We start from the raw sequence: 18,361 nt of genomic DNA, 5'->3' as shown, positions 1-18,361 counted from the left end.
CCAGTACAAACGAATCTAGGAGACAACGTGTCAGTGCCGGAACAGTTCACCCTCATCGTCGACGGCGAAGAGACCACGGTGGATACTGGCACCACCGGTGCGCAGCTCTTCTTCGAACGGCGCGAAGTAGTCGTTATGAAGGTCGACGGCGTCCTGAAGGACCTCGACACGCCGCTGGCCCCCGGCCAGAGCATTGAAGCCGTGACCATCGATTCCGAAGACGGCCTGAACGTGCTGCGCCATTCCACCGCCCACGTGATGGCCCAGGCGGTCCAGCAGCTGCGCCCCGACGCCAAGCTGGGCATCGGCCCGTACATCAAGGACGGCTTCTACTTCGACTTCGACGTCGCCGAGCCCTTCACCCCGGAGGACCTGAAGACGCTCGAGAAGATGATGCAGAAGATCGTCAACTCGAACCAGAAATTCGTCCGCCGCGTGGTGTCCGAGGATGAAGCCCGCGAAGCCATGGCCAACGAGCCGTACAAGCTGGAGCTGCTCGGCAAGAAGGACGGCGCCGAGGAAGCCGGCGAGGGCGCGAACATTGAGGTCGGCGCCGGCGAAATCACCATCTACGACAACGTGGACCGCAAGTCCGGCGACACCGTGTGGTGCGACCTGTGCCGCGGCCCGCACCTGCCGAACACCAAGCTGATCTCCAACGCCTTCGCCCTCACCCGTTCCGCTGCCGCCTACTGGCTGGGCAACCAGAACAACCAGCAGCTGCAGCGCATCTACGGCACCGCCTGGCCCACCAAGGACGACCTCAAGGCCTACCAGGAGCGCCTGGCGGAGGCCGAGCGCCGCGACCACCGCAAGCTGGGCACCGAACTGGACCTGTTCTCCTTCCCGGATGAACTCGGTTCCGGGCTGCCGGTGTTCCACCCCAAGGGCGGCATCATCCGCAAGGCGATGGAGGACTACTCCCGCCAGCGCCACACCGAGGCCGGCTACGAGTTCGTCTATACCCCGCACATCACCAAGGGCCACCTGTACGAGGTTTCCGGCCACCTGGACTGGTACCGGGACGGCATGTTCCCTCCCATGCACGTTGACGAGGTCACCGATCCGGAAACCGGCGAGGTCACCAAGCCCGGCCAGGACTACTACCTGAAGCCGATGAACTGCCCCATGCACAACCTGATCTTCCGCTCCCGCGGACGGTCCTACCGCGAACTGCCGCTGCGGCTGTTCGAATTCGGCTCGGTCTACCGGTACGAGAAGTCCGGCGTGATCCACGGCCTGACCCGCGTGCGCGGCATGACCCAGGACGACGCCCACATCTACTGCACCCGCGAGCAGATGAAGGACGAGCTGACCACTACGCTCAACTTCGTCCTGGACCTGCTCAAGGACTACGGCCTGGATGACTTCTACCTGGAGCTCTCCACCAAGGACCCGGAGAAGTACGTCGGCTCCGACGAGGTCTGGGAAGAAGCCACCCGCACGCTGGCCGAGGTTGCCGAGGCCTCCGGACTGGACCTGGTCCCGGATCCCGGGGGAGCAGCCTTCTACGGCCCGAAGATCTCCGTGCAGGCCCGCGACGCAATCGGCCGCACCTGGCAGATGTCCACCATCCAGCTGGACTTCAACCTGCCCGAGCGCTTCGAACTCGAATACCAGGCCGCTGACGGCACCCGCCAGCGCCCGGTCATGATCCACCGCGCCCTCTTTGGATCCGTGGAACGCTTTATGGCGGTGCTCACCGAGCACTACGCCGGCGCCTTCCCGGCCTGGCTGGCTCCGGTTCAGGTGGTTGGCATCCCCGTCGCTGAAGCCTTCAACGACTACATGTACGACGTGATCGGCAAGCTCAAGGAAGCGGGCATCCGCGCCGAGGTGGACGCCGGCACCGACCGTTTCCCGAAGAAGATCCGCACCGCGTCCAAGGAAAAGGTTCCCTTCGTCCTGATCGCCGGCGGCGAGGACGCCGAAGCCGGAGCTGTATCCTTCCGCTTCCGCGACGGCAGCCAGGACAACGGCGTGCCGGTCGAGGAAGCGGTCAAGCGGATCGTCGAAGCCGTCCGGAACCGGGACAAGTAAGGCACGGGGACAGAGCGCATGGAAAGCCAGGAGCAGTATCCGCACGACGGCGAAGTCACCGACAGCTTCGAACTTGCGGGGGTGCCGGATGCCTTCCAGCGTCTCTGGACCCCGCACCGGCTGGCGTACATCAAGGGCGGGCAGGAACAGGTCTCCTCGGAGGACAACTGCCCGTTCTGCACGGCTCCCTCCCACACGGACGAGGAAGCGCTGATCGTGCACCGCGGAAAGCACGCGTTCGTCATCCTGAACCTGTTTCCGTACAACGCCGGGCACCTGCTGGTCTGCCCCTACCGGCATGTTCCCGACTACACGGACATTGACGTGGAAGAAACCGCGGAGATCGCGGCACTGACCCAGACCGCCATGCGCGTGCTGCGCAAGGTCTCCGCGCCGGCCGGCTTTAACCTGGGCATGAACCAGGGAGCAGCCGGTGGTGCCGGGATCGCCGCGCACCTGCACCAGCACATCGTTCCGCGGTGGAGCGGGGACGGGAATTTTCTGCCGATCATCGCCCAGACCAAGGCCATTACGCAGACGCTCGGTGAAGTCCGCCGCCAGGTCGCCGAGGCATGGCCGGCAGAGGCCGCTGACCCGGCGTCCGCTTCCGGAACCAGCGAGGCATAGGCGTGCTGAACAAATATGCCCGCGGCTTCTTTACCGCACTGTTCACACCGCTGGCCACCTGGCTGATCCGCCACCGGGTGAGCCCGGACGCGGTCACCATCCTCGGCACGCTCGGCGTGATGATCGGCGGACTGGTCTTTTATCCGCTGGGCCAGCTGTTCTGGGGCACGATCTTCATTGTGCTGTTCATTTTCTCCGACGTTATTGACGGCATCATGGCCCGGCAACAGGCACGGAAGGGCAAATGGGGTGCCTTCCTGGACTCCACCCTCGACCGGTTCGCCGACGGTGCCCTGTTCGCCGGCGTCAGCATCTGGTTCTTCACCGGCGGGGACAACGATGCCATTGGCATCACCGCCCTGATCTGTCTGGTCCTGGGCATGCTGGTTTCCTACATCCGGGCCAAGGCAGAATCTCTCGGATTCAACGCGAACGTGGGGCTCGCTGAACGTGCGGAACGGCTGGTCTTCCTGCTGACTGCCACCGGCCTGGTGGGTCTGGGCGTACCGGAGGTGGTGCTCCTGGTTGTGCTGGTGCTGCTCTGCCTGGCCAGCTGCGTGACAATCGTGCAGCGGATGGGCACAGTGCGCCGGCAGGCCACAGCCGAGGTGCTGGGTAAAGATACGTAGCAGAGCCCTTGCCGGACGCTGCCCGGGCATACCATGGCCTTTACAGCCCGTTCTACGAGAGAGCCTTGCCATGCCTACAGATTTCCCGTCCGCCTCAGAAAACGCTGCTTCGACCGGCAGCAGCCGCGTGAAGCGCGGGATGGCGGAGATGCTCAAGGGCGGCGTCATCATGGACGTTGTCACGGCTGAGCAGGCCCGGATTGCCGAGGACGCCGGAGCGGTTGCCGTAATGGCCCTCGAGCGGGTTCCTGCGGATATCCGTGCGCAGGGCGGTGTGTCGCGGATGAGTGATCCGGACATGATTGACAGCATCATTGACGCCGTGTCCATTCCGGTGATGGCCAAGGCCCGGATCGGGCATTTCGTTGAAGCGCAGATCCTGCAGTCCCTTGGTGTTGACTACATCGATGAATCCGAGGTCCTGACCCCGGCCGATTACGCCAACCACATCGACAAGTGGAAGTTCACTGTTCCCTTCGTCTGCGGTGCCACCAATTTGGGTGAGGCGCTTCGCCGGATCAACGAGGGCGCTGCGATGATCCGTTCCAAGGGTGAGGCCGGCACCGGTGACGTTTCCAACGCCACCATGCACATGCGCCAGATCCGCACCGAAATCGCGCGGCTTTCCTCCCTGCCGGAGGACGAGCTGTACGTCGCGGCCAAGGAACTGCAGGCCCCGTACGAACTGGTGAAGGAAGTTGCCGCTTCCGGCAAGCTCCCGGTGGTGCTCTTCACCGCCGGCGGCATTGCCACTCCGGCCGACGCTGCCATGATGATGCAGCTCGGTGCTGACGGTGTCTTCGTGGGCTCCGGGATCTTCAAGTCCGGCAACCCGGCAGAGCGCGCCGCCGCCATCGTCAAGGCCACCACGTTCCACGACGATCCCGACGAAATTGCCAAGGCTTCCCGCGGTCTTGGTGAAGCCATGGTCGGCATCAACGTCGACGAGATCCCACAGCCGCACCGCCTCGCGGAGCGCGGCTGGTAATAAGAAAACTCCAGCTGAGGGAATGTTCCCAAAAGACAACGGCCGGACCAGGGAGAGCATCCCGGTCCGGCCGTTGCGGTTGGTCAGGCCTATCCGATCGCCATCGAGTAGGTCTGTCCCCGGCCCACCAGAGAGAAGCCGCGGGCCGCGCACAGATCCTGGCCCGGCGCCGTCGCGTTGACGATCAGATGCTCCGCGCCGGCAGCCTCAGCTGCCGCAGCGGCCGTGCTCAGCAGGGCGGTGCCGAAGCCGCGGCGCCGGCTGGACGCGCCGACGGCGAGATGGAAAATACCGCCGACCTTGGACAACCCTGCAGTGCCATTGGGATAAAACGCGTACGCCCGCCCGGTGAGGCGCGCTGAGTCACGCGCGGCGATGTGCCAGGCCTGCCGGGGGACCGTGTGCCCTACCCGCAGTTCCTCGGCATCGGCCCCGGAGACTTCCGGCGGCTGGACCTCCACTGATGCCGCGGTCCCGGGCCAGGCCTGCGGAGCATGAACCGGCGCAGTCATCCAGCAGGTCTGCGGACCGCGCCGAAAACCGAAGGCTTCCAGCGGTGCAGGATCCACGGACCCGCCCAGCCAGACACCCACCGTCGAGGCACCAAGGCGGGACCCTTCAGCGAGGCCGGGACGGATACCCGCAGGCGAAATAACGTCGGGAAACATCAGCATGAGCTGACGTCGGGCGGGGAGCCAGACCCAGCGCGACTCATGGGTGCCGAAGGACCGGCCTCCGGTGGCCGCGGCGAGGGCGGTGAACCAGGCGTGCTGCATGCGCTGGCACGATGCGATGGTGGCCACGGCGGTCAGGCGAGGCCGCGGCGGGCAAGCAGGGCAGTGATGTCCGCGTTCCTGCCGCGCAGTTCCCGGAACGATTCCAGGGGATCGGCCGCATAGCCGCGGGAGAGCAGCTTGGACCTGAACGCTTCACCGTTGGCGCGGGTCAGCCCGCCGTTTTCCGTGAACCACTGGACCGTGTCGGCGTCGAGCACCTCACTCCAGATGTAGGAGTAGTAGGCAGCGGAGTACCCGCCGGCAAAAATGTGCTTGAAATATCCGGTGCGGTAACGCGGGGGAACCAGGGCCGGGTCGATTCCGGCGCGGGTCAGTGCTTCCTTCTCGAAAGCGGCCGGATCCGTGACCGTTTCCGCCGGCGGAAGCGAGTGCCAGGCCAGATCCAGCAGCGTGGCGCCCAGGTACTCCGCAGTCCGGAAGCCTTCACCCCACAGCGACGCTGCGCGGATCCGGTCCAGGGTTTCCTGCGGCAGCGGCTCACCGGTCTGGTAATGCCGGGCGAAATGAGCTGCCACTTCAGGCCACAGCATCCACATTTCATTAACCTGGGAGGGGTACTCGACGAAGTCACGCGGAACGGCAGTCCCCGAGAACAGCGGGTACCCGACGTCGGAAAACAGTCCGTGCAGCGCGTGGCCGAACTCGTGGAACGCCGTCACCACTTCATCAAAGCTCAACAGCACCGGTTCGCCGTCGGCTGGTTTGGAGATGTTCAGGTTGTTCACCACCACGGGCCGCCGGTCCAGCAGCCGGGACTGGGAGACGAGTTCATTCATCCAGGCCCCGCCGCTCTTGGTGTCCCGGGCGAAGTAGTCGCCCAGGAACAGGCCCAGTGCGGACCCGTCCTCATTCCGGACTTCCCAGACCCGGACGTCGGGATGGTAGCCGGCCAGATCGCGGCGTTCCGTGAAGGTGATGCCGTAGAGCCGGTTGGCCGCGTAAAACACGCCGTCGTTCAGTACGCGTTCCAGCTCGAACCAGGGGCGCAGGGCCTCCAGATCCACGGAATACTCCTCGCGGCGGACCTGCTCGGAGTAGTACGCCCAGTCCCAGGGCTGCAGGTCTTTGATCCCGTCCCCTGCGGCCGCGGCGCGCAGCTTCCCCGCCTCCGTCTCGGCGTTGCGCACGGCCGGGGGAACCAGCCGTGCCAGCATTTCCCGGACCGCGCCGAGGGACGGGGCGGTCTGGTCTTCGACGGCGTATTCGGCGTGGCTGCCGTAACCCAGCAGCGCCGCGCGTTCAGCGCGCAGCGCGGCCATCTCCGCGGCAATGCCCAGCGTGCCGTGCTCATTGTCCCGGAAGCCGCGGTTCGCTGAGGCTTCAAAGAGCCGCTGCCGGGTCCTGCGGTCCGTCAACCGTGCCAGTGCCGGCTGCGGAGTGGGCAGGATCAGAGACAGCAGGTACTTTGCCCCGGACCCGGCGTCCCGGGCCGCAGCGGCGGCCGCTGCAATGTCATCGGGGGAGAGACCGTCCAGCTCGGCGGCGTCGTCAACCTCCAGCGCTGAGGCGTTGGTGTCTGCCAGGAGCTTCTGCGAAAACGCCGTTCCCAGCTCGGAGAGCCGGGTGTTCAGTTCCCGCATCCGTGCCTTGCCGGCGTCGTCGAGCCCGGCCCCGGCGCGCAGGAACCGGCGGCGGTACTCAGCCAGCAGTCTGCGCTCCTCCTCATCCAGATCGGTCTCCGGCACGCTGCCGACCCGCTCGAAGAGCGTCTGGTCCTGGAAGATGCCGTCCTGGTGGGCGGCCAGCCGCGGGCCGATCTGCTGTTCGATGGCCTGCACGGCCTCGGTGGCATGGGACATCACCAGGTTGAAGAAGACAGCGGACACACGGGCCAGAGCCTGGCCGGACCGCTCCAGTGCGGCGATGGTGTTGGCGAAGTCCGCCGGGTCCGGATTGGCGGTTACGGCACTGATTTCAGCCAGCTGTTCCTGCATCCCGGCCTCAAAGGCGGGAAGGTAGGCATCATCTGAAAAAGCGGCGAAATCCGGGAGTTCATACGGGAGGGTGCTCGCGGAAAGAAGGGCATTGCTCATGGTCAACAACACTTTCACACGAGCCGCCGCCCAACCAGCCGACGGGCCGCGTATGCTCAACCCAGACCGCCACATCACCGCCGCACGGCGGCCCGCTGCAGGTGCGTGCACAATACGCTGCGTTCTCAATACGTTCCGGGGGGAACCATGAAGATCAGGTCCGAAGCCACAGTCCGCAGCGGGGCGGCGGTGCTGCTGTCTGGGGTGGCTGCGCTGCTGATAATCACCGGCTGCACGGCGGCACCGGTTGCTCCGGACCCCTCCGGGCCGGGTTCAGCTGCCGCTGACGCTGAATCCGCTGCTCCTGAACCGGTTCCGACGCCGACGGCGACACCCGGCGTCGGCGTGGAATGTCCGGGCCTGCGCTGCTCCACGGTGATGCTCGCCGGGGACCTGCTGGTGCATCCGCAGCTGTGGGAGCAGGCTTCCGCGGACGCAGCCGCCACCGGCAAGCAGCCGCTGGACTTTGAACCCCTGCTGGAAGGAATGCGTGCCTACGTGTCCGGTGCTGACCTGGCCGTCTGCCACATGGAGACTCCGGTTGCCGAGGCCGGCGGCCCGTATGCCGGCTACCCGATGTTCAACGTGCCGCCGCAGATCCTCACCGCGGCCGCGGCGGTGGGATACCAGGCCTGCACCACGGCCAGCAACCACACCATCGACGCAGGCACCGCCGGGCTGAACCGGACCCTCTCCGTCCTGGACTCGCTGGGACTGAAGCACACCGGGTCCTACGCCTCCGAAGCCGCCTCCGGGGTGCCGCTCATTATGGACACCTCCGGGGCCCGGATCGGAATCATCCAGGCGACCTACGGCCTGAACGGACTGACCGCCGACTATCCCTGGCAGGTGGACCTGCTCGATCCCGCGGACATGATCCTGCGGGCCAAAGCCGCCCGGGCACAGGGCGCGGACCTGGTGGTGGGCGGCGTGCACGCCGGAGACGAATACGCTTCGCTGCCCAACAGCCAGCAGATCGAAACCGCACATGCCCTGGCCGACAGCGGCGAATTTGACCTCATCTACGGCCACCACACCCACTCCGTGCTGCCCATCGAAAACTACAACGGCACCTGGATCGTCTATGGTCTCGGCAACGCCGTCACCGAGCTCTCGCCCTGGTATCCGGTCAACAACGAAGGCCTGATCGTCCGCGCGCAGTTTGCGCAGGACGACGACGGCGGCGCCTGGCGGGTCAGCGACCTGGCCTGGGCGCCCTCGGTGATCGTGCGGGATCCGTACCGCTGGTGCTCAGTAGCTGCAGACCTTCCGCAGGGACCGTGCGCCCCGGAAGCCCAGCAGACCGAGGTGCGGCAGCGGACCGTGTCCGTGGTGGAATCCATGGGAGCCGCCGACGCCGGGGCACACGAATGGCTGGTAAGCCAGGACGTGTCCGGGCGGTAAGTCTCTACCGGAGATTACCGTGGACGGTCGGACGCGTGCTTCCGGGCCAGCTCGGAAAGCCGGGCCAGACCGGCAAGGTCGGCATCCGGAAGGGGGTCCGGGTCCAAGGAGCCGTAGCGGCGGGTGACGGCCTTTTCGATGAGGAAGTCGGCGATTGCCGGGTTCTTCGGCAGCAGGGACCCGTGCAGATAGCTGGCCACTACGTTCCGGTAGCGGGCGCCCTCGGTGTCATCCTTGGAGTTGTTTCCTTCGCCCTTGCGCACGTGCGCCAGGGGCTGGGCATCAGGCCCCAGGAAGGTCTGGCCGCTGTGGTTCTCATAGCCGTGGATCTCACCGAACTCACTGCTCACTGAAAGCACGTTGCCGATCAGCCGGTCCGGACCGCCGTGGGTCTCAATGTCCAGGACGCCGATGCCGGGGATGAGAACGCCGTCGTGCGTCTTGAAGAACCGGCCAAAGAGCTGGTAGAGACCGCAGATCGCCAGCATCGGCAGGTCATCATCAGCCAGCGCCCGCAGGGTGGGAGCCAGAGCCTGCAGATCCTGCTGGATGACCACCTGGCCGCTGTCCTGGCCGCCGCCGCCGACGATCAGGTCCACATCGGAAGGGAACTCATCACCCGGGTTGTATTCGGTGACAACCGGGTTGTAGCCCTGCCACTTCAGGCGCTGCTTCAGGACCAGGACGTTGCCCCAGTCCCCGTAAATGTTCATGTCCCGCGGGTACAGCTGCAGGACGTGGATGTCGCGGCTCAAGAGACCACCTCCACCTTCGTGATCTTGGCGAGCTCCCGCCGGACGGTAAGCATGGCTGTGTAGGTGCAGAAAATGCGCATCGGCGCGGTCCCCGCCGCGGCAATGAACTTCGCCAGGGCAGCAGGGAGATCCGGATCGACTTCCCGGACCGGAACGTCGTCGTATTTCAGCCGCAGTGCCATGTCATAGGCACGGACACCGCTGACCATGTCCACGCCGCCGGAGAGCGTCTCAAAGTCCACGTCCCAGAGCCAGGACATGTCCCGGCCGTCAGCGTAGTTGTCATTGACCGCGATCATGGTGGCGTAGCCGTGCGCTGCGAAGGACTTCAGGCCAAGCCGGAAACCGGAGGGATTCTTCACCAGCACCAGTTCCAGCGGAGCACCGTTGACGGTCAGTGATTCCCCGCGGCCAAAGGCCGGCTGCACATTGGCCAGGGACTCAAACAGTGCCCCCCGGTCCGCCTTGGCACCAAGGATCTGCCGGGCAAACGTCAGGGCCGCAGCCGCATTAAAGATGTTGTAGACGCCGCGGAGTTTGAGCGAGGCGGTGGTGACTTCGTCGTCAACGCGGAAATCCGCCTCGTCTTCGGCAACACGCTCCAGCACGACGTCGGCAGGCTGGGCAGCCGCGAGGGCTTCGGAGCGCGAGCCGCGCATCTCGTCGTCGTTGGGGAAGGTGCTGCGCAGGGACACGTCCAAGCCAAAGTAGGTGGTCTTAGGACCCGACAGCGATTCCGCGATGGAGGCCACCCGCGGGTCCTCGCGGTTCAGGACCACCGTGTCAGTGGTAGCCAGGGCAATCTGCTCCAGCAGCCGCGTGGTCTTGTCGATCTCACCGAAGCGGTCCAGCTGGTCCCGCAGAACGTTCAGGAGCAGCGCGTAGCGCGGCTGGATCAGCTTCACGAAGTGCACCGCATGGGCCTCATCGAGCTCCAGCACGGCGATATCGGCATCGAGCCGGCCGCGCAGATTCACTTCACCGATCAGGGCTGCTGCCACACCGCGGGTGAAATTGCTGCCGGTGCGGTTGGTGAAAACCTTCAGCCCCTGGCCCTCCAGGAGTTCCACCACCATCTTGGTAGTGGTGGTTTTGCCGTTCGTGCCGGAAACAACGGCGACGCCGAGGGGCAGGGTGGAGAGGGTGCGGCGGATGAAATCGGGGTCGATTTTCTCCACCACCAGGCCGGGAAGGGCAGACCCGCCGCCGCGCAGCCGGGAGGCGGCACGGACCAGCTTGCCTACCAGGATGGAGAAAGAACTCATGGATACCGAATATATCCCACGGCCCCGTTCCATCCCGTGCACCCCCGGGCAACCTAGAATGGTCCAATGACGGAAATCACTGCCCCGGAACCACATGAATCGGGATTCACCGGGCGCCGCGCCGCCGGTCCTGGTTCCGAAGGGTCCGCCGCTCCGCTGGTCGGGGTGCTCGCTTTGCAGGGCGGGGTGCGCGAACACATCCGGGCGCTGGAAGCGGCCGGAGCCCGGACCATGCTGGTCCGGCGGCCTGCCGAACTGGATGCCGTGGACGGCCTGGTCCTGCCGGGCGGAGAATCCACCACCATCGACAAGCTGATGCGGCTGTACCAGATAGCGGAGCCGCTGAAAGCGAAAATAGCCGCCGGTTTCCCGGTGTACGGTTCCTGCGCAGGCCTCATCCTCCTGGCAGACCGGATCACTGACCCCGCGCTGGACGCCGCCGGGGAGCCCCAGCAGACCCTGGGCGGACTGGACATCGTGGTGCGGCGCAACGCCTTTGGCCGCCAGCGGGAGTCCTTCGAAACCGAACTCGTCTTTGACGGGCTCCAGACGCTGCCCTCACAGGATCCCGGACAGCCGGCAGCCGCTGTGCACGCCGTTTTTATCCGCGCACCGTGGGTGGAAAAGGTAGGCTCCAGCGTGCAGGTGCTGGCCCAGGTTAGCCCCGCCGGGTCCGCACCGCAGGCGGAAAAGGATTCAGTCGCTAGAATTGTGGCAGTGCGTTCGGGAAAGCTGCTGGCCACCTCGTTCCATCCGGAGGTCACGGGGGAGAGCCGCATCCACGAACTATTTATTCAAATGATCAGAGGAGACGCGTAAAGCATGTCGGGCCACTCGAAATGGGCAACCACCAAGCACAAAAAGGCCGTCATTGATGCCAAGCGTGCCAAGTCCTTTGCCAAGCTGATCAAGAACATCGAAGTTGCGGCCCGCGCAGGCGGCGCCGACATGGCCGGCAACCCCGGCCTGGAACTGGCCGTCCAGAAGGCCAAAAAGACCTCTGTTCCCATCGACAACATCAACCGGGCCGTCAAGCGCGGCGCCGGGCTCCTGGGCGAGGCTGTCGACTACCAGACGATCATGTACGAAGGCTATGGCCCCCAGGGCACAGCCCTGCTGATCGAGTGCCTTACGGACAACAAGAACCGTGCCGCCTCGGAGGTCCGGCTGGCCGTGACCCGCAACGGCGGCAACATGGGCGATCCGGGGTCGGTGGCGTACATGTTCACCCGCAAGGGTGTTGTCACGCTGCCGAAGAAGGACCTCACCGAGGACGACCTGCTGATGGCAGTGCTCGACGCCGGTGCTGACGAGGTCAAGGAAGCCGGGGACAACTTCGAGATCATCTCCGAAGCCGCGGACCTGCGGGCCGTCGTCGCCGCCCTGGAAGAAGCCGGAATCGAATACGAGACGGACGAGGCCGAGTTCCTGCCTTCCATGCATGTGGAGCTGGATGCAGACAACGCGCGGAAGTTCATGAAGCTGGTCGACGCGGTGGAGGACCTGGACGACGTCCAGAACGTCTACTCCAACGCCGACATCTCCGCGGACGTCCTCGCGCAGCTCGAAGAAGACTGAGTACCCCGCCGTGCCGATCCGGGTCCTGGGGGTGGACCCGGGCCTTACCCGCTGCGGGCTGGGCGTGGTGGACGTGGAGGGTAACCGGCGGGCCACCCTGGTGGCCGTCGGGGTCGCCGGTACGGTAGCGGGCACCGCACTGGATGCCCGCCTGCTGGCGATTTCCGAGGCGATTGAACTGTGGCTGGACACCCATACCCCTGATGTTCTAGCGGTGGAACGGGTGTTCAGCCAGCTCAACGTCAGTACCGTGATGGGCACCGCCCAGGCCTCCGGCGTCGTCATTGCCGCTGCCGCCCGCCGCGGCATTCCGGTGGCCCTTCATACCCCCACCGAAGTGAAAGCCGCGGTGACCGGTTCCGGCTCGGCCAACAAGGAAGCCGTGGGCCGCATGGTCACCAAAATCCTGCGCCTTGACGAAATGCCGCGCCCGGCTGACGCGGCAGACGCACTGGCTCTGGCCATCACCCATGCGTGGCGCCGCGGGGCGCTTGGCCCCGGTCACGTTTCGTCCGCCGGTTCCGCATCAGCCGGGGGCGGCCCGGTGCAGGGCGGCCTGACGGCGGCGCAGCGGCTGTGGGCCGAGGCAGAGGCTAAAGCGAAACGCGCCCGCCGCTGAAGTGCCGGGAAACCCGGACCGGACCAGTAGGCTGTTCGTAGATATGTTCTATTCAGTTCACGGATGTTTTTCCGTTCCCGGATTATTGCTCGGAGTTCCCACATGATCGCGTCCCTTCGCGGCGTCGTAACGCACATCGGCACCTCCTCTGCCGTTCTTGACGTCAACGGCGTCGGCATGCTCATCCAGGCGACGCCGCAGACTCTCGCCGCGCTGCGCACCGGCACGGAGGCGCAGGTGCACACCGCGCTGATCGTGCGGGAGGATTCCATGACCCTGTTCGGGTTCGCAGAACCGGGGGAGCGGGAGGTCTTTGAGACGCTGCTCAGTGTCAGCGGCGTTGGTCCCCGCCTGGCCCTCGCCGTACTGGCCGTGCACAGCCCGGAAGCGATTCGCATCGCAGCGTCCAGCGGGGATGACAAGGCGTTCAGCAAGGTCTCCGGAATTGGGCCGAAGGGTGCGCGCCGCATTGTGCTGGAACTGGCAGACAAACTCGTTCCGCTCGGCACCGAAGAAGCACCGGTGGCGGCCCCGGCCTGGACTGAACAGGTGCTGGCCGCCATGACCGGACTCGGCTGGTCCGAAAAGGACGCCACGGCCGCCATTGAAGCCACCGCCGCCGAACATCCGGACGCGGCGAAGGGCGGGAACGTCGCAGAAATCCTGCGCCTGACGCTGCGCCGCCTGGGCCAGGACGGTTCACGCTCCCGCGCACCGCAGAAGCAGGCTGGATAACGTGGCCGCTGCCGAACCGCTGACAGCAGCCGCCCCGGATCCGGACGACAAGGCGATCGAAGCCGCTCTGCGCCCGAAAAACCTCGATGACTTCGTGGGTCAGAAGCGTGTCCGTGAACAGCTCTCCCTCGTCCTGGAAGCCTCACGGCTGCGCGGCCGCAGCGCGGACCATGTGCTGCTCTCCGGGCCGCCGGGCCTGGGTAAAACCACTCTTTCCATGATCATCGCCGCGGAAATGAACGCACCGCTGCGGATCAGTTCGGGTCCGGCGATTCAGCACGCCGGTGACCTGGCCGCAATTCTCTCCTCCCTCACGGAAGGAGAGGTGCTGTTCCTCGACGAAATCCACCGCATGTCGCGTCCCGCCGAGGAAATGCTCTACATGGCGATGGAGGATTTCCGCGTAGACATTGTCGTGGGAAAGGGCGCCGGAGCCACAGCTATCCCGCTGGATCTCCCGCCCTTCACCCTGGTTGGTGCCACCACCCGCGCCGGGCTTCTGCCCGGGCCGCTGCGGGACAGGTTCGGCTTCACCGGGCACCTGGAGTTCTACTCCACTGCGGAACTGGAACTGGTCCTGCGCCGCTCGGCCATGCTGATGGACATGAAGGTCAACTCGGCCGGCTTCTCCGAAGTTGCCGGGCGGTCCCGCGGTACACCCCGCATCGCCAACCGCCTGCTCCGCCGCGTCCGCGACTGGGCACTGGTCCACGGCGTTGACCAGATCGACGCGCGCACGGCCGGAGCGGCACTGGACATGTATGAGGTGGACGAACGCGGGCTGGACCGGCTGGACCGGGCTGTGCTGCATGCCCTGGTGACCAAGTTCAATGGCGGACCGGTTGGGCTGTCCACGCTGGCGATCGCCGTCGGCGAAGAACCTGAAACAGTGGAAACTGTCGCCGAACCCTATCTGGTCCGCGAAGGCCTGCTGGGCCGCACACCCCGCGGACGGATCGCGACCCGCGCTGCCTGGGAACACCTGGGACTCGACATGCCGGAGTCCGCTGCGCAGGCCATCCCCGACGCGATGTACTCCGGGTCGGGAGTCCGGAAACCCCACCCGGACGAGTGACGCCGGACACCGCACGTGACTTACACTGCACATTGAAACTTAAAGGGCCGCGGATTCGTTTTCCCCTTAGACTGATCTGACGCTTACGCATGCCGGCGCGTCAGACCCGGTGCCTGAGTGAACAGCTACTGCACCCGATAACCAGCAACCGCAACAGAAACGGAACCCTTCGTGTTCTTGAATGTCTTGGCCCAGACGACCACTGATAACGGCACCGGAGGCGGATTCGCCCTCTCGAACCTCCTGCTGCCGATCCTGCTGGCACTGTTCATCTTCATGATGTTCCGCAAGCAGAAGAAGACCCAGAAGACCGTCCAGGAGCAGCGCACCCAGATGGTCCCGGGCACCGAGGTCATGACCCAGTTCGGATTGTTCGGCACCATCGTGTCCGTTGACCAGGAAGAGAACAAGGCTGTCCTTGAACTGTCTCCGGGCAACACGGCCACCATCCACCTGCAGGCGCTGACCAAGGTTGTAACCACCACGCCCGTCGAAGAGGAAACAACGGAAGCGGTTGTTCCGGACGACGCTTCCTCACTCACTGATGAGACTCCGCGCGCCGAGCGCACGGAAGCAGCCGAAGCAGCTGTGCGGGACGAGACGCCTGAAGAAACGCTTCGGCGCCTGGACCGAGAGAACAAGAAAGACAACTAGACTCTCCGAGGGCCTGCGGGGTCAGTCCGCAGGCCCGCCGGATCACTTTGTCTCCGGCGATTACGCCTAAAGGAAAACCTCTATGCCTCGAACCGGCTCCGGCCCCGCCGCGAAAAAGACGCTCATTTGGCTGGGCGTCATTTTCGCTGCCCTGGCCCTCCTGCTTGGCGGCGGCTCCATGATGAGCAACGCCAGCTGGGCTCCCAAACTGGCCCTCGACCTTGAGGGCGGCACCCAGATGATCCTGTCGCCGAAGGTTCAGGGCGGCAGCTCCGAAATCAGCCAGGAACAGCTCGACCAGGCGGTGGAGATTATCCGCCAGCGGGTGGACGGCAGCGGTGTTTCCGAAGCGGAAATCACGACGCAGTCCGGCCGCAACGTTGTGGTCTCGCTGCCCGGTACACCATCCGCTGAAACCCGGGCGCTGATCCAGGCCTCAGCGGCCATGGAATTCCGGGCCGTCATCCTCGGCGGTGCAGGCCAGGCGCCGGCCGCAGAGACACCGACGCCGGATGACCAGCTGCCGCAGCCCACAGCCGAGCCGGAGAACGGATCGGACTTTAACTGGGTCACTCCGGAGCTCTACAAGGAGTTCGAAACCACGAACTGCCTTGACCCGGCCACGCTTGAGGCATCGATCGAACCGGCCCCGGCGGATCAGCCCATGGTCGCCTGTGAACCGGAAACGGCCGGCAAGTACATTCTCGGTCCCGTAGAGGTGCCCGGCGCCCTGCTCGAGGACGCCAGCTTCGGCCTGTCCCAGACCGGCCAGGGCCAGTCACTGAACCAGTGGGCCGTGAACCTCGACTTCAATGGCGAAGGCACCGAGAAGTTCCGCGAAGTATCCGAACGCCTGGTTGCTTTCGGGCAGGGCACTTCGCAGAACCAGTTCGCGATCGTCCTGGACGGGCAGATCATTTCCGCGCCGTCCATGAACGTGCCGATCACCGACGGCAACGCCCAGATCACCGGCAGCTACACCCAGGAGAGTGCCAAGGCCCTCTCTGAACAGCTCAAATACGGCGCGCTGCCGATCAGCTTCGAGATCCAGAGCGAGCAGCAGGTCTCTGCCACCCTAGGCGCAGATCAGCTGCGCATGGGCCTGATCGCCGGTGTTATCGGCCTGATCCTGGTGGCTGTCTACTCCCTGTTCCAGTACCGGGCACTGGGCTTCGTCACCATCGCGTCGCTGGTGGTTGCCGGCGTGCTGACCTACCTGGCGATCGCGATCCTCGGGTGGTCCCACAACTACCGGCTCTCCCTCGCCGGTGTGGCTGGCCTGATCGTGGCCATTGGTCTCACGGCGGACTCGTTCATTGTCTACTTCGAACGAATCCGCGATGAACTGCGCGACGGCAGGGGACTGGTCTCCGCCGTCGACACTGGCTGGAAGCGGGCCAAGCGCACCGTCCTGGCGTCCAAGGCAGTAAACCTGCTTGCCGCCGTCGTGCTGTACTTCGTTGCTGTTGGCAACGTCCGCGGCTTCGCCTTTACGCTCGGTCTGACAGCCATTGCCGACCTGATCGTGGTGTTTATGTTTACGCACCCCGTGATGGTGCTGCTGGCCAAGACCAGGTTCTTCGGCCAGGGCCACAAATGGTCCGGGCTTGATGCCACCCGCCTGGGCGCAGTGCCGGTGTACCGCGGGGCCGGGCGCCTGCGCGAACCCGCCATGGCAGGTGCAGGAGCCGGCGTGGCCGGCGGCAACACGCAGGCTGACGGCGGGCAGGGCACCGGTCCACTGGGTTCCTGGAAGCCGGTTCCCGCAAAGAACAAGGGCGCGGCCAAAGAAGCCGAACGCCGCATGACGATCGCCGAGCGGCGCCAGGCAGCAGCCGAAGCGCAGCGGAAAGCAGGGCCGGCCGGCAAAAAGTCCGGTACCGGCGGCGAATCCGACGGCAAGCAAGGTTCAATGGCTGGGAACGGCCGCGACGCGGAGAAGGAGGGCAACTGATGAGTAAGCTCCCCAGATTCGCCACGTTCGGCAACGAGCTGTACACCGGAAAACGGTCCTACAACTTCGTTGGCCGCTACCGGCTGTGGTTTCTGATCGCTGCCGCCGCCATCCTGATGTCCATCCTGATTCCGGTGGCCAAGGGCGGATTCAACCTCGGAATCGACTTCCGCGGCGGGTCTGAGTTCACCGTCTCCGGAGTGGAGAACACGCAGGTTTCCGTGGGCGAAGAAGCCGTTGCCGAAGTGGTGTCCGGTTCCGATCCGCGGGTTACCAACATTTCCCCCGGCACCATGCGCATCCAGACCGAGGAACTCAGCGACGACGAGACCCTGGAAGTCAAGAGCGCGCTGGCGCAGGACTACGGCGTCTCCGAGGACCAGGTCACCTCGACGTTCATTGGCCCTACCTGGGGCAGCGACGTCAGCCGGCAGGCGCTGATCGGCCTGGTGGTCTTCGTGGGCCTCGCCGCGGTCCTGATGGCCCTGTACTTCCGGACCTGGAAAATGTCTGCCGCGGCCATCACCGGCCTGCTCGCTGTGATGGTAACGACCGCCGGTCTGTACGCGCTCAGCGGCTTCGAGGTAACGCCGTCGGCAATCATCGGCTTCCTCACCGTGCTGAGCTACTCGCTGTATGACACAGTGGTGGTCTTCGACAAGATCCGCGAGAACACCGCCAACCTGGACAAACAGACCAAGCGTACGTTCGCCGAGCAGGTCAACCTGGCCGTCAACCAGACACTGGTGCGTTCCATCAACACCTCGGTGGTGGCGGTTCTGCCGGTCGCCTCCGTCCTCTTTATCGGTGCGTACCTTCTCGGTGCCGGCACCTTGAAGGACCTGTCCCTGGCTCTGTTCATCGGGATCATCCTGGGTACCCTCGGCACCCTTTTCGTGGCGGCGCCGCTGTACGCGTGGCTGCGCCGGAAGGAACCGGAGATCGTCAAGCAGGCCAAGCGTGTGCTGGACCGCCGCGAACACCAGGCACGTGCAGCCTCCGCACCGGAAGCTGCGTCCGCAGCGACGTAGTTCCCCGGCAGCACCAAACACCACCGGTTCCGTTCCTCCCTTTCCGGGAAGAACGGAACCGGTGGTGTAAGTGCAGCAGCCGGGGGGCATAGACTGGGCAGATATCTGGAAAGAAAGGGCAGCAGTTGGCCGATAGCGCTACGCCTGCCGACAGTGCAGGGAAAGACCGGGGTGCAT

17 protein-coding genes are annotated in these 18,361 nt (G+C 65.2%); 13 read left to right on the top strand and 4 right to left on the bottom strand.

What is annotated here, in order from left to right:
- The first annotated feature begins 27 nt into the window (after positions 1–27).
- The 4 genes from thrS (at position 28) to pdxS (ending at position 4,284) form a co-directional block, all read left to right on the top strand.
- On the top strand, positions 28–2,040 hold the full coding sequence (thrS, locus tag H9639_RS03145) for a threonine--tRNA ligase (RefSeq protein ID WP_191806643.1): 2,013 nt from the start codon (positions 28–30) through the stop codon (positions 2,038–2,040).
- An 18-nt stretch (positions 2,041–2,058) separates the two neighbouring features.
- Positions 2,059–2,667: an HIT family protein gene (locus H9639_RS03140; RefSeq protein ID WP_191806642.1), complete on the top strand. Its 609-nt coding sequence runs from the start codon at positions 2,059–2,061 to the stop codon at positions 2,665–2,667.
- A gap of 2 nt (positions 2,668–2,669) precedes the next feature.
- On the top strand, positions 2,670–3,296 hold the full coding sequence (gene pgsA, locus H9639_RS03135; protein WP_191806641.1) for a phosphatidylinositol phosphate synthase: 627 nt from the start codon (positions 2,670–2,672) through the stop codon (positions 3,294–3,296).
- 70 nt (positions 3,297–3,366) lie between these two features.
- A complete protein-coding gene (gene pdxS / locus H9639_RS03130; RefSeq protein WP_191806640.1) occupies positions 3,367–4,284 on the top strand; it encodes a pyridoxal 5'-phosphate synthase lyase subunit PdxS in 918 nt (305 codons plus the stop codon).
- Between the two features lie 89 nt (positions 4,285–4,373).
- Here pdxS and H9639_RS17140 read toward each other — a convergent pair whose 3' ends face one another.
- Positions 4,374–5,087 (bottom strand): GNAT family N-acetyltransferase, encoded by a 714-nt coding sequence (locus tag H9639_RS17140; protein WP_191806639.1) that lies wholly within the window; start codon positions 5,085–5,087, stop codon positions 4,374–4,376.
- 5 nt (positions 5,088–5,092) lie between these two features.
- Positions 5,093–7,114: a M3 family metallopeptidase gene (locus H9639_RS03120; protein WP_191806638.1), complete on the bottom strand. Its 2,022-nt coding sequence runs from the start codon at positions 7,112–7,114 to the stop codon at positions 5,093–5,095.
- 147 nt (positions 7,115–7,261) lie between these two features.
- On the opposite strand from H9639_RS03120, the gene H9639_RS03115 reads away from it, so the two are divergent.
- Positions 7,262–8,518, top strand: coding sequence for a CapA family protein (locus H9639_RS03115; RefSeq protein WP_191806637.1), 1,257 nt, complete (start codon positions 7,262–7,264; stop codon positions 8,516–8,518).
- Between the two features lie 14 nt (positions 8,519–8,532).
- Here H9639_RS03115 and H9639_RS03110 read toward each other — a convergent pair whose 3' ends face one another.
- Both H9639_RS03110 and H9639_RS03105 read right to left on the bottom strand, forming a co-directional pair.
- Positions 8,533–9,273 carry a type 1 glutamine amidotransferase gene (locus H9639_RS03110; RefSeq protein ID WP_225219080.1) on the bottom strand — a complete coding sequence of 247 codons (741 nt, stop codon included), beginning with the start codon at positions 9,271–9,273 and terminating at the stop codon, positions 8,533–8,535.
- Complete coding sequence (locus tag H9639_RS03105) at positions 9,270–10,538, bottom strand: Mur ligase family protein (protein ID WP_191806636.1); 1,269 nt, start codon at positions 10,536–10,538, stop codon at positions 9,270–9,272. Before H9639_RS03105 ends, H9639_RS03110 begins: the two co-directional genes overlap by 4 nt.
- A gap of 66 nt (positions 10,539–10,604) precedes the next feature.
- Between H9639_RS03105 and pdxT the strand changes: the two genes are divergently transcribed.
- The 8 genes from pdxT to secF all read left to right on the top strand — a co-directional run bounded on the left by pdxT (position 10,605) and on the right by secF (position 18,184).
- On the top strand, positions 10,605–11,357 hold the full coding sequence (gene pdxT, locus H9639_RS03100; RefSeq protein ID WP_191806635.1) for a pyridoxal 5'-phosphate synthase glutaminase subunit PdxT: 753 nt from the start codon (positions 10,605–10,607) through the stop codon (positions 11,355–11,357).
- A gap of 3 nt (positions 11,358–11,360) precedes the next feature.
- On the top strand, positions 11,361–12,116 hold the full coding sequence (locus tag H9639_RS03095; protein ID WP_191806634.1) for a YebC/PmpR family DNA-binding transcriptional regulator: 756 nt from the start codon (positions 11,361–11,363) through the stop codon (positions 12,114–12,116).
- A gap of 10 nt (positions 12,117–12,126) precedes the next feature.
- Entirely contained in the window at positions 12,127–12,735 is a 609-nt protein-coding gene (ruvC, locus tag H9639_RS03090; protein ID WP_191806633.1) for a crossover junction endodeoxyribonuclease RuvC, read from the top strand.
- 102 nt (positions 12,736–12,837) lie between these two features.
- The gene (gene ruvA, locus H9639_RS03085) at positions 12,838–13,470 is read left to right on the top strand and encodes a Holliday junction branch migration protein RuvA (RefSeq protein ID WP_191806632.1); all 633 of its coding nucleotides are present in this window, start codon (positions 12,838–12,840) and stop codon (positions 13,468–13,470) included.
- Between the two features lies 1 nt (position 13,471).
- Positions 13,472–14,545, top strand: a complete 1,074-nt coding sequence (ruvB, locus tag H9639_RS03080; RefSeq protein ID WP_191806631.1) for a Holliday junction branch migration DNA helicase RuvB — start codon at positions 13,472–13,474, stop codon at positions 14,543–14,545.
- 177 nt (positions 14,546–14,722) lie between these two features.
- Entirely contained in the window at positions 14,723–15,199 is a 477-nt protein-coding gene (yajC, locus tag H9639_RS03075; RefSeq protein ID WP_225219196.1) for a preprotein translocase subunit YajC, read from the top strand.
- A gap of 82 nt (positions 15,200–15,281) precedes the next feature.
- On the top strand, positions 15,282–17,153 hold the full coding sequence (secD, locus tag H9639_RS03070; RefSeq protein WP_191806629.1) for a protein translocase subunit SecD: 1,872 nt from the start codon (positions 15,282–15,284) through the stop codon (positions 17,151–17,153).
- A complete protein-coding gene (secF, locus tag H9639_RS03065) occupies positions 17,153–18,184 on the top strand; it encodes a protein translocase subunit SecF (RefSeq protein WP_191806628.1) in 1,032 nt (343 codons plus the stop codon). Before secD ends, secF begins: the two co-directional genes overlap by 1 nt.
- Positions 18,185–18,361 lie beyond the last annotated feature (177 nt).

The organism is Arthrobacter gallicola (assembly GCF_014836775.1).
GTDB classification, from domain to species: domain Bacteria; phylum Actinomycetota; class Actinomycetes; order Actinomycetales; family Micrococcaceae; genus Arthrobacter_B; species Arthrobacter_B gallicola.
The sequence above is the reverse complement of the archived record's forward strand: the minus strand, read 5'-3'. Positions and strand labels throughout refer to the sequence as shown.

What these genes read in the sequence shown, in the direction of transcription:
- H9639_RS03140 (WP_191806642.1), top strand. Translation starts at nt 2,059, where the DNA reads ATGGAAAGCCAGGAGCAGTATCCGCACGACGGCGAAGTCACCGACAGC.
- pdxS (WP_191806640.1), top strand. Translation starts at nt 3,367, where the DNA reads ATGCCTACAGATTTCCCGTCCGCCTCAGAAAACGCTGCTTCGACCGGC.
- H9639_RS03120 (WP_191806638.1), bottom strand. Translation starts at nt 7,114, where the DNA reads ATGAGCAATGCCCTTCTTTCCGCGAGCACCCTCCCGTATGAACTCCCG.
- H9639_RS03115 (WP_191806637.1), top strand. Translation starts at nt 7,262, where the DNA reads ATGAAGATCAGGTCCGAAGCCACAGTCCGCAGCGGGGCGGCGGTGCTG.
- H9639_RS03105 (WP_191806636.1), bottom strand. Translation starts at nt 10,538, where the DNA reads ATGAGTTCTTTCTCCATCCTGGTAGGCAAGCTGGTCCGTGCCGCCTCC.
- pdxT (WP_191806635.1), top strand. Translation starts at nt 10,605, where the DNA reads ATGACGGAAATCACTGCCCCGGAACCACATGAATCGGGATTCACCGGG.
- H9639_RS03095 (WP_191806634.1), top strand. Translation starts at nt 11,361, where the DNA reads ATGTCGGGCCACTCGAAATGGGCAACCACCAAGCACAAAAAGGCCGTC.
- ruvA (WP_191806632.1), top strand. Translation starts at nt 12,838, where the DNA reads ATGATCGCGTCCCTTCGCGGCGTCGTAACGCACATCGGCACCTCCTCT.
- secD (WP_191806629.1), top strand. Translation starts at nt 15,282, where the DNA reads ATGCCTCGAACCGGCTCCGGCCCCGCCGCGAAAAAGACGCTCATTTGG.
- secF (WP_191806628.1), top strand. Translation starts at nt 17,153, where the DNA reads ATGAGTAAGCTCCCCAGATTCGCCACGTTCGGCAACGAGCTGTACACC.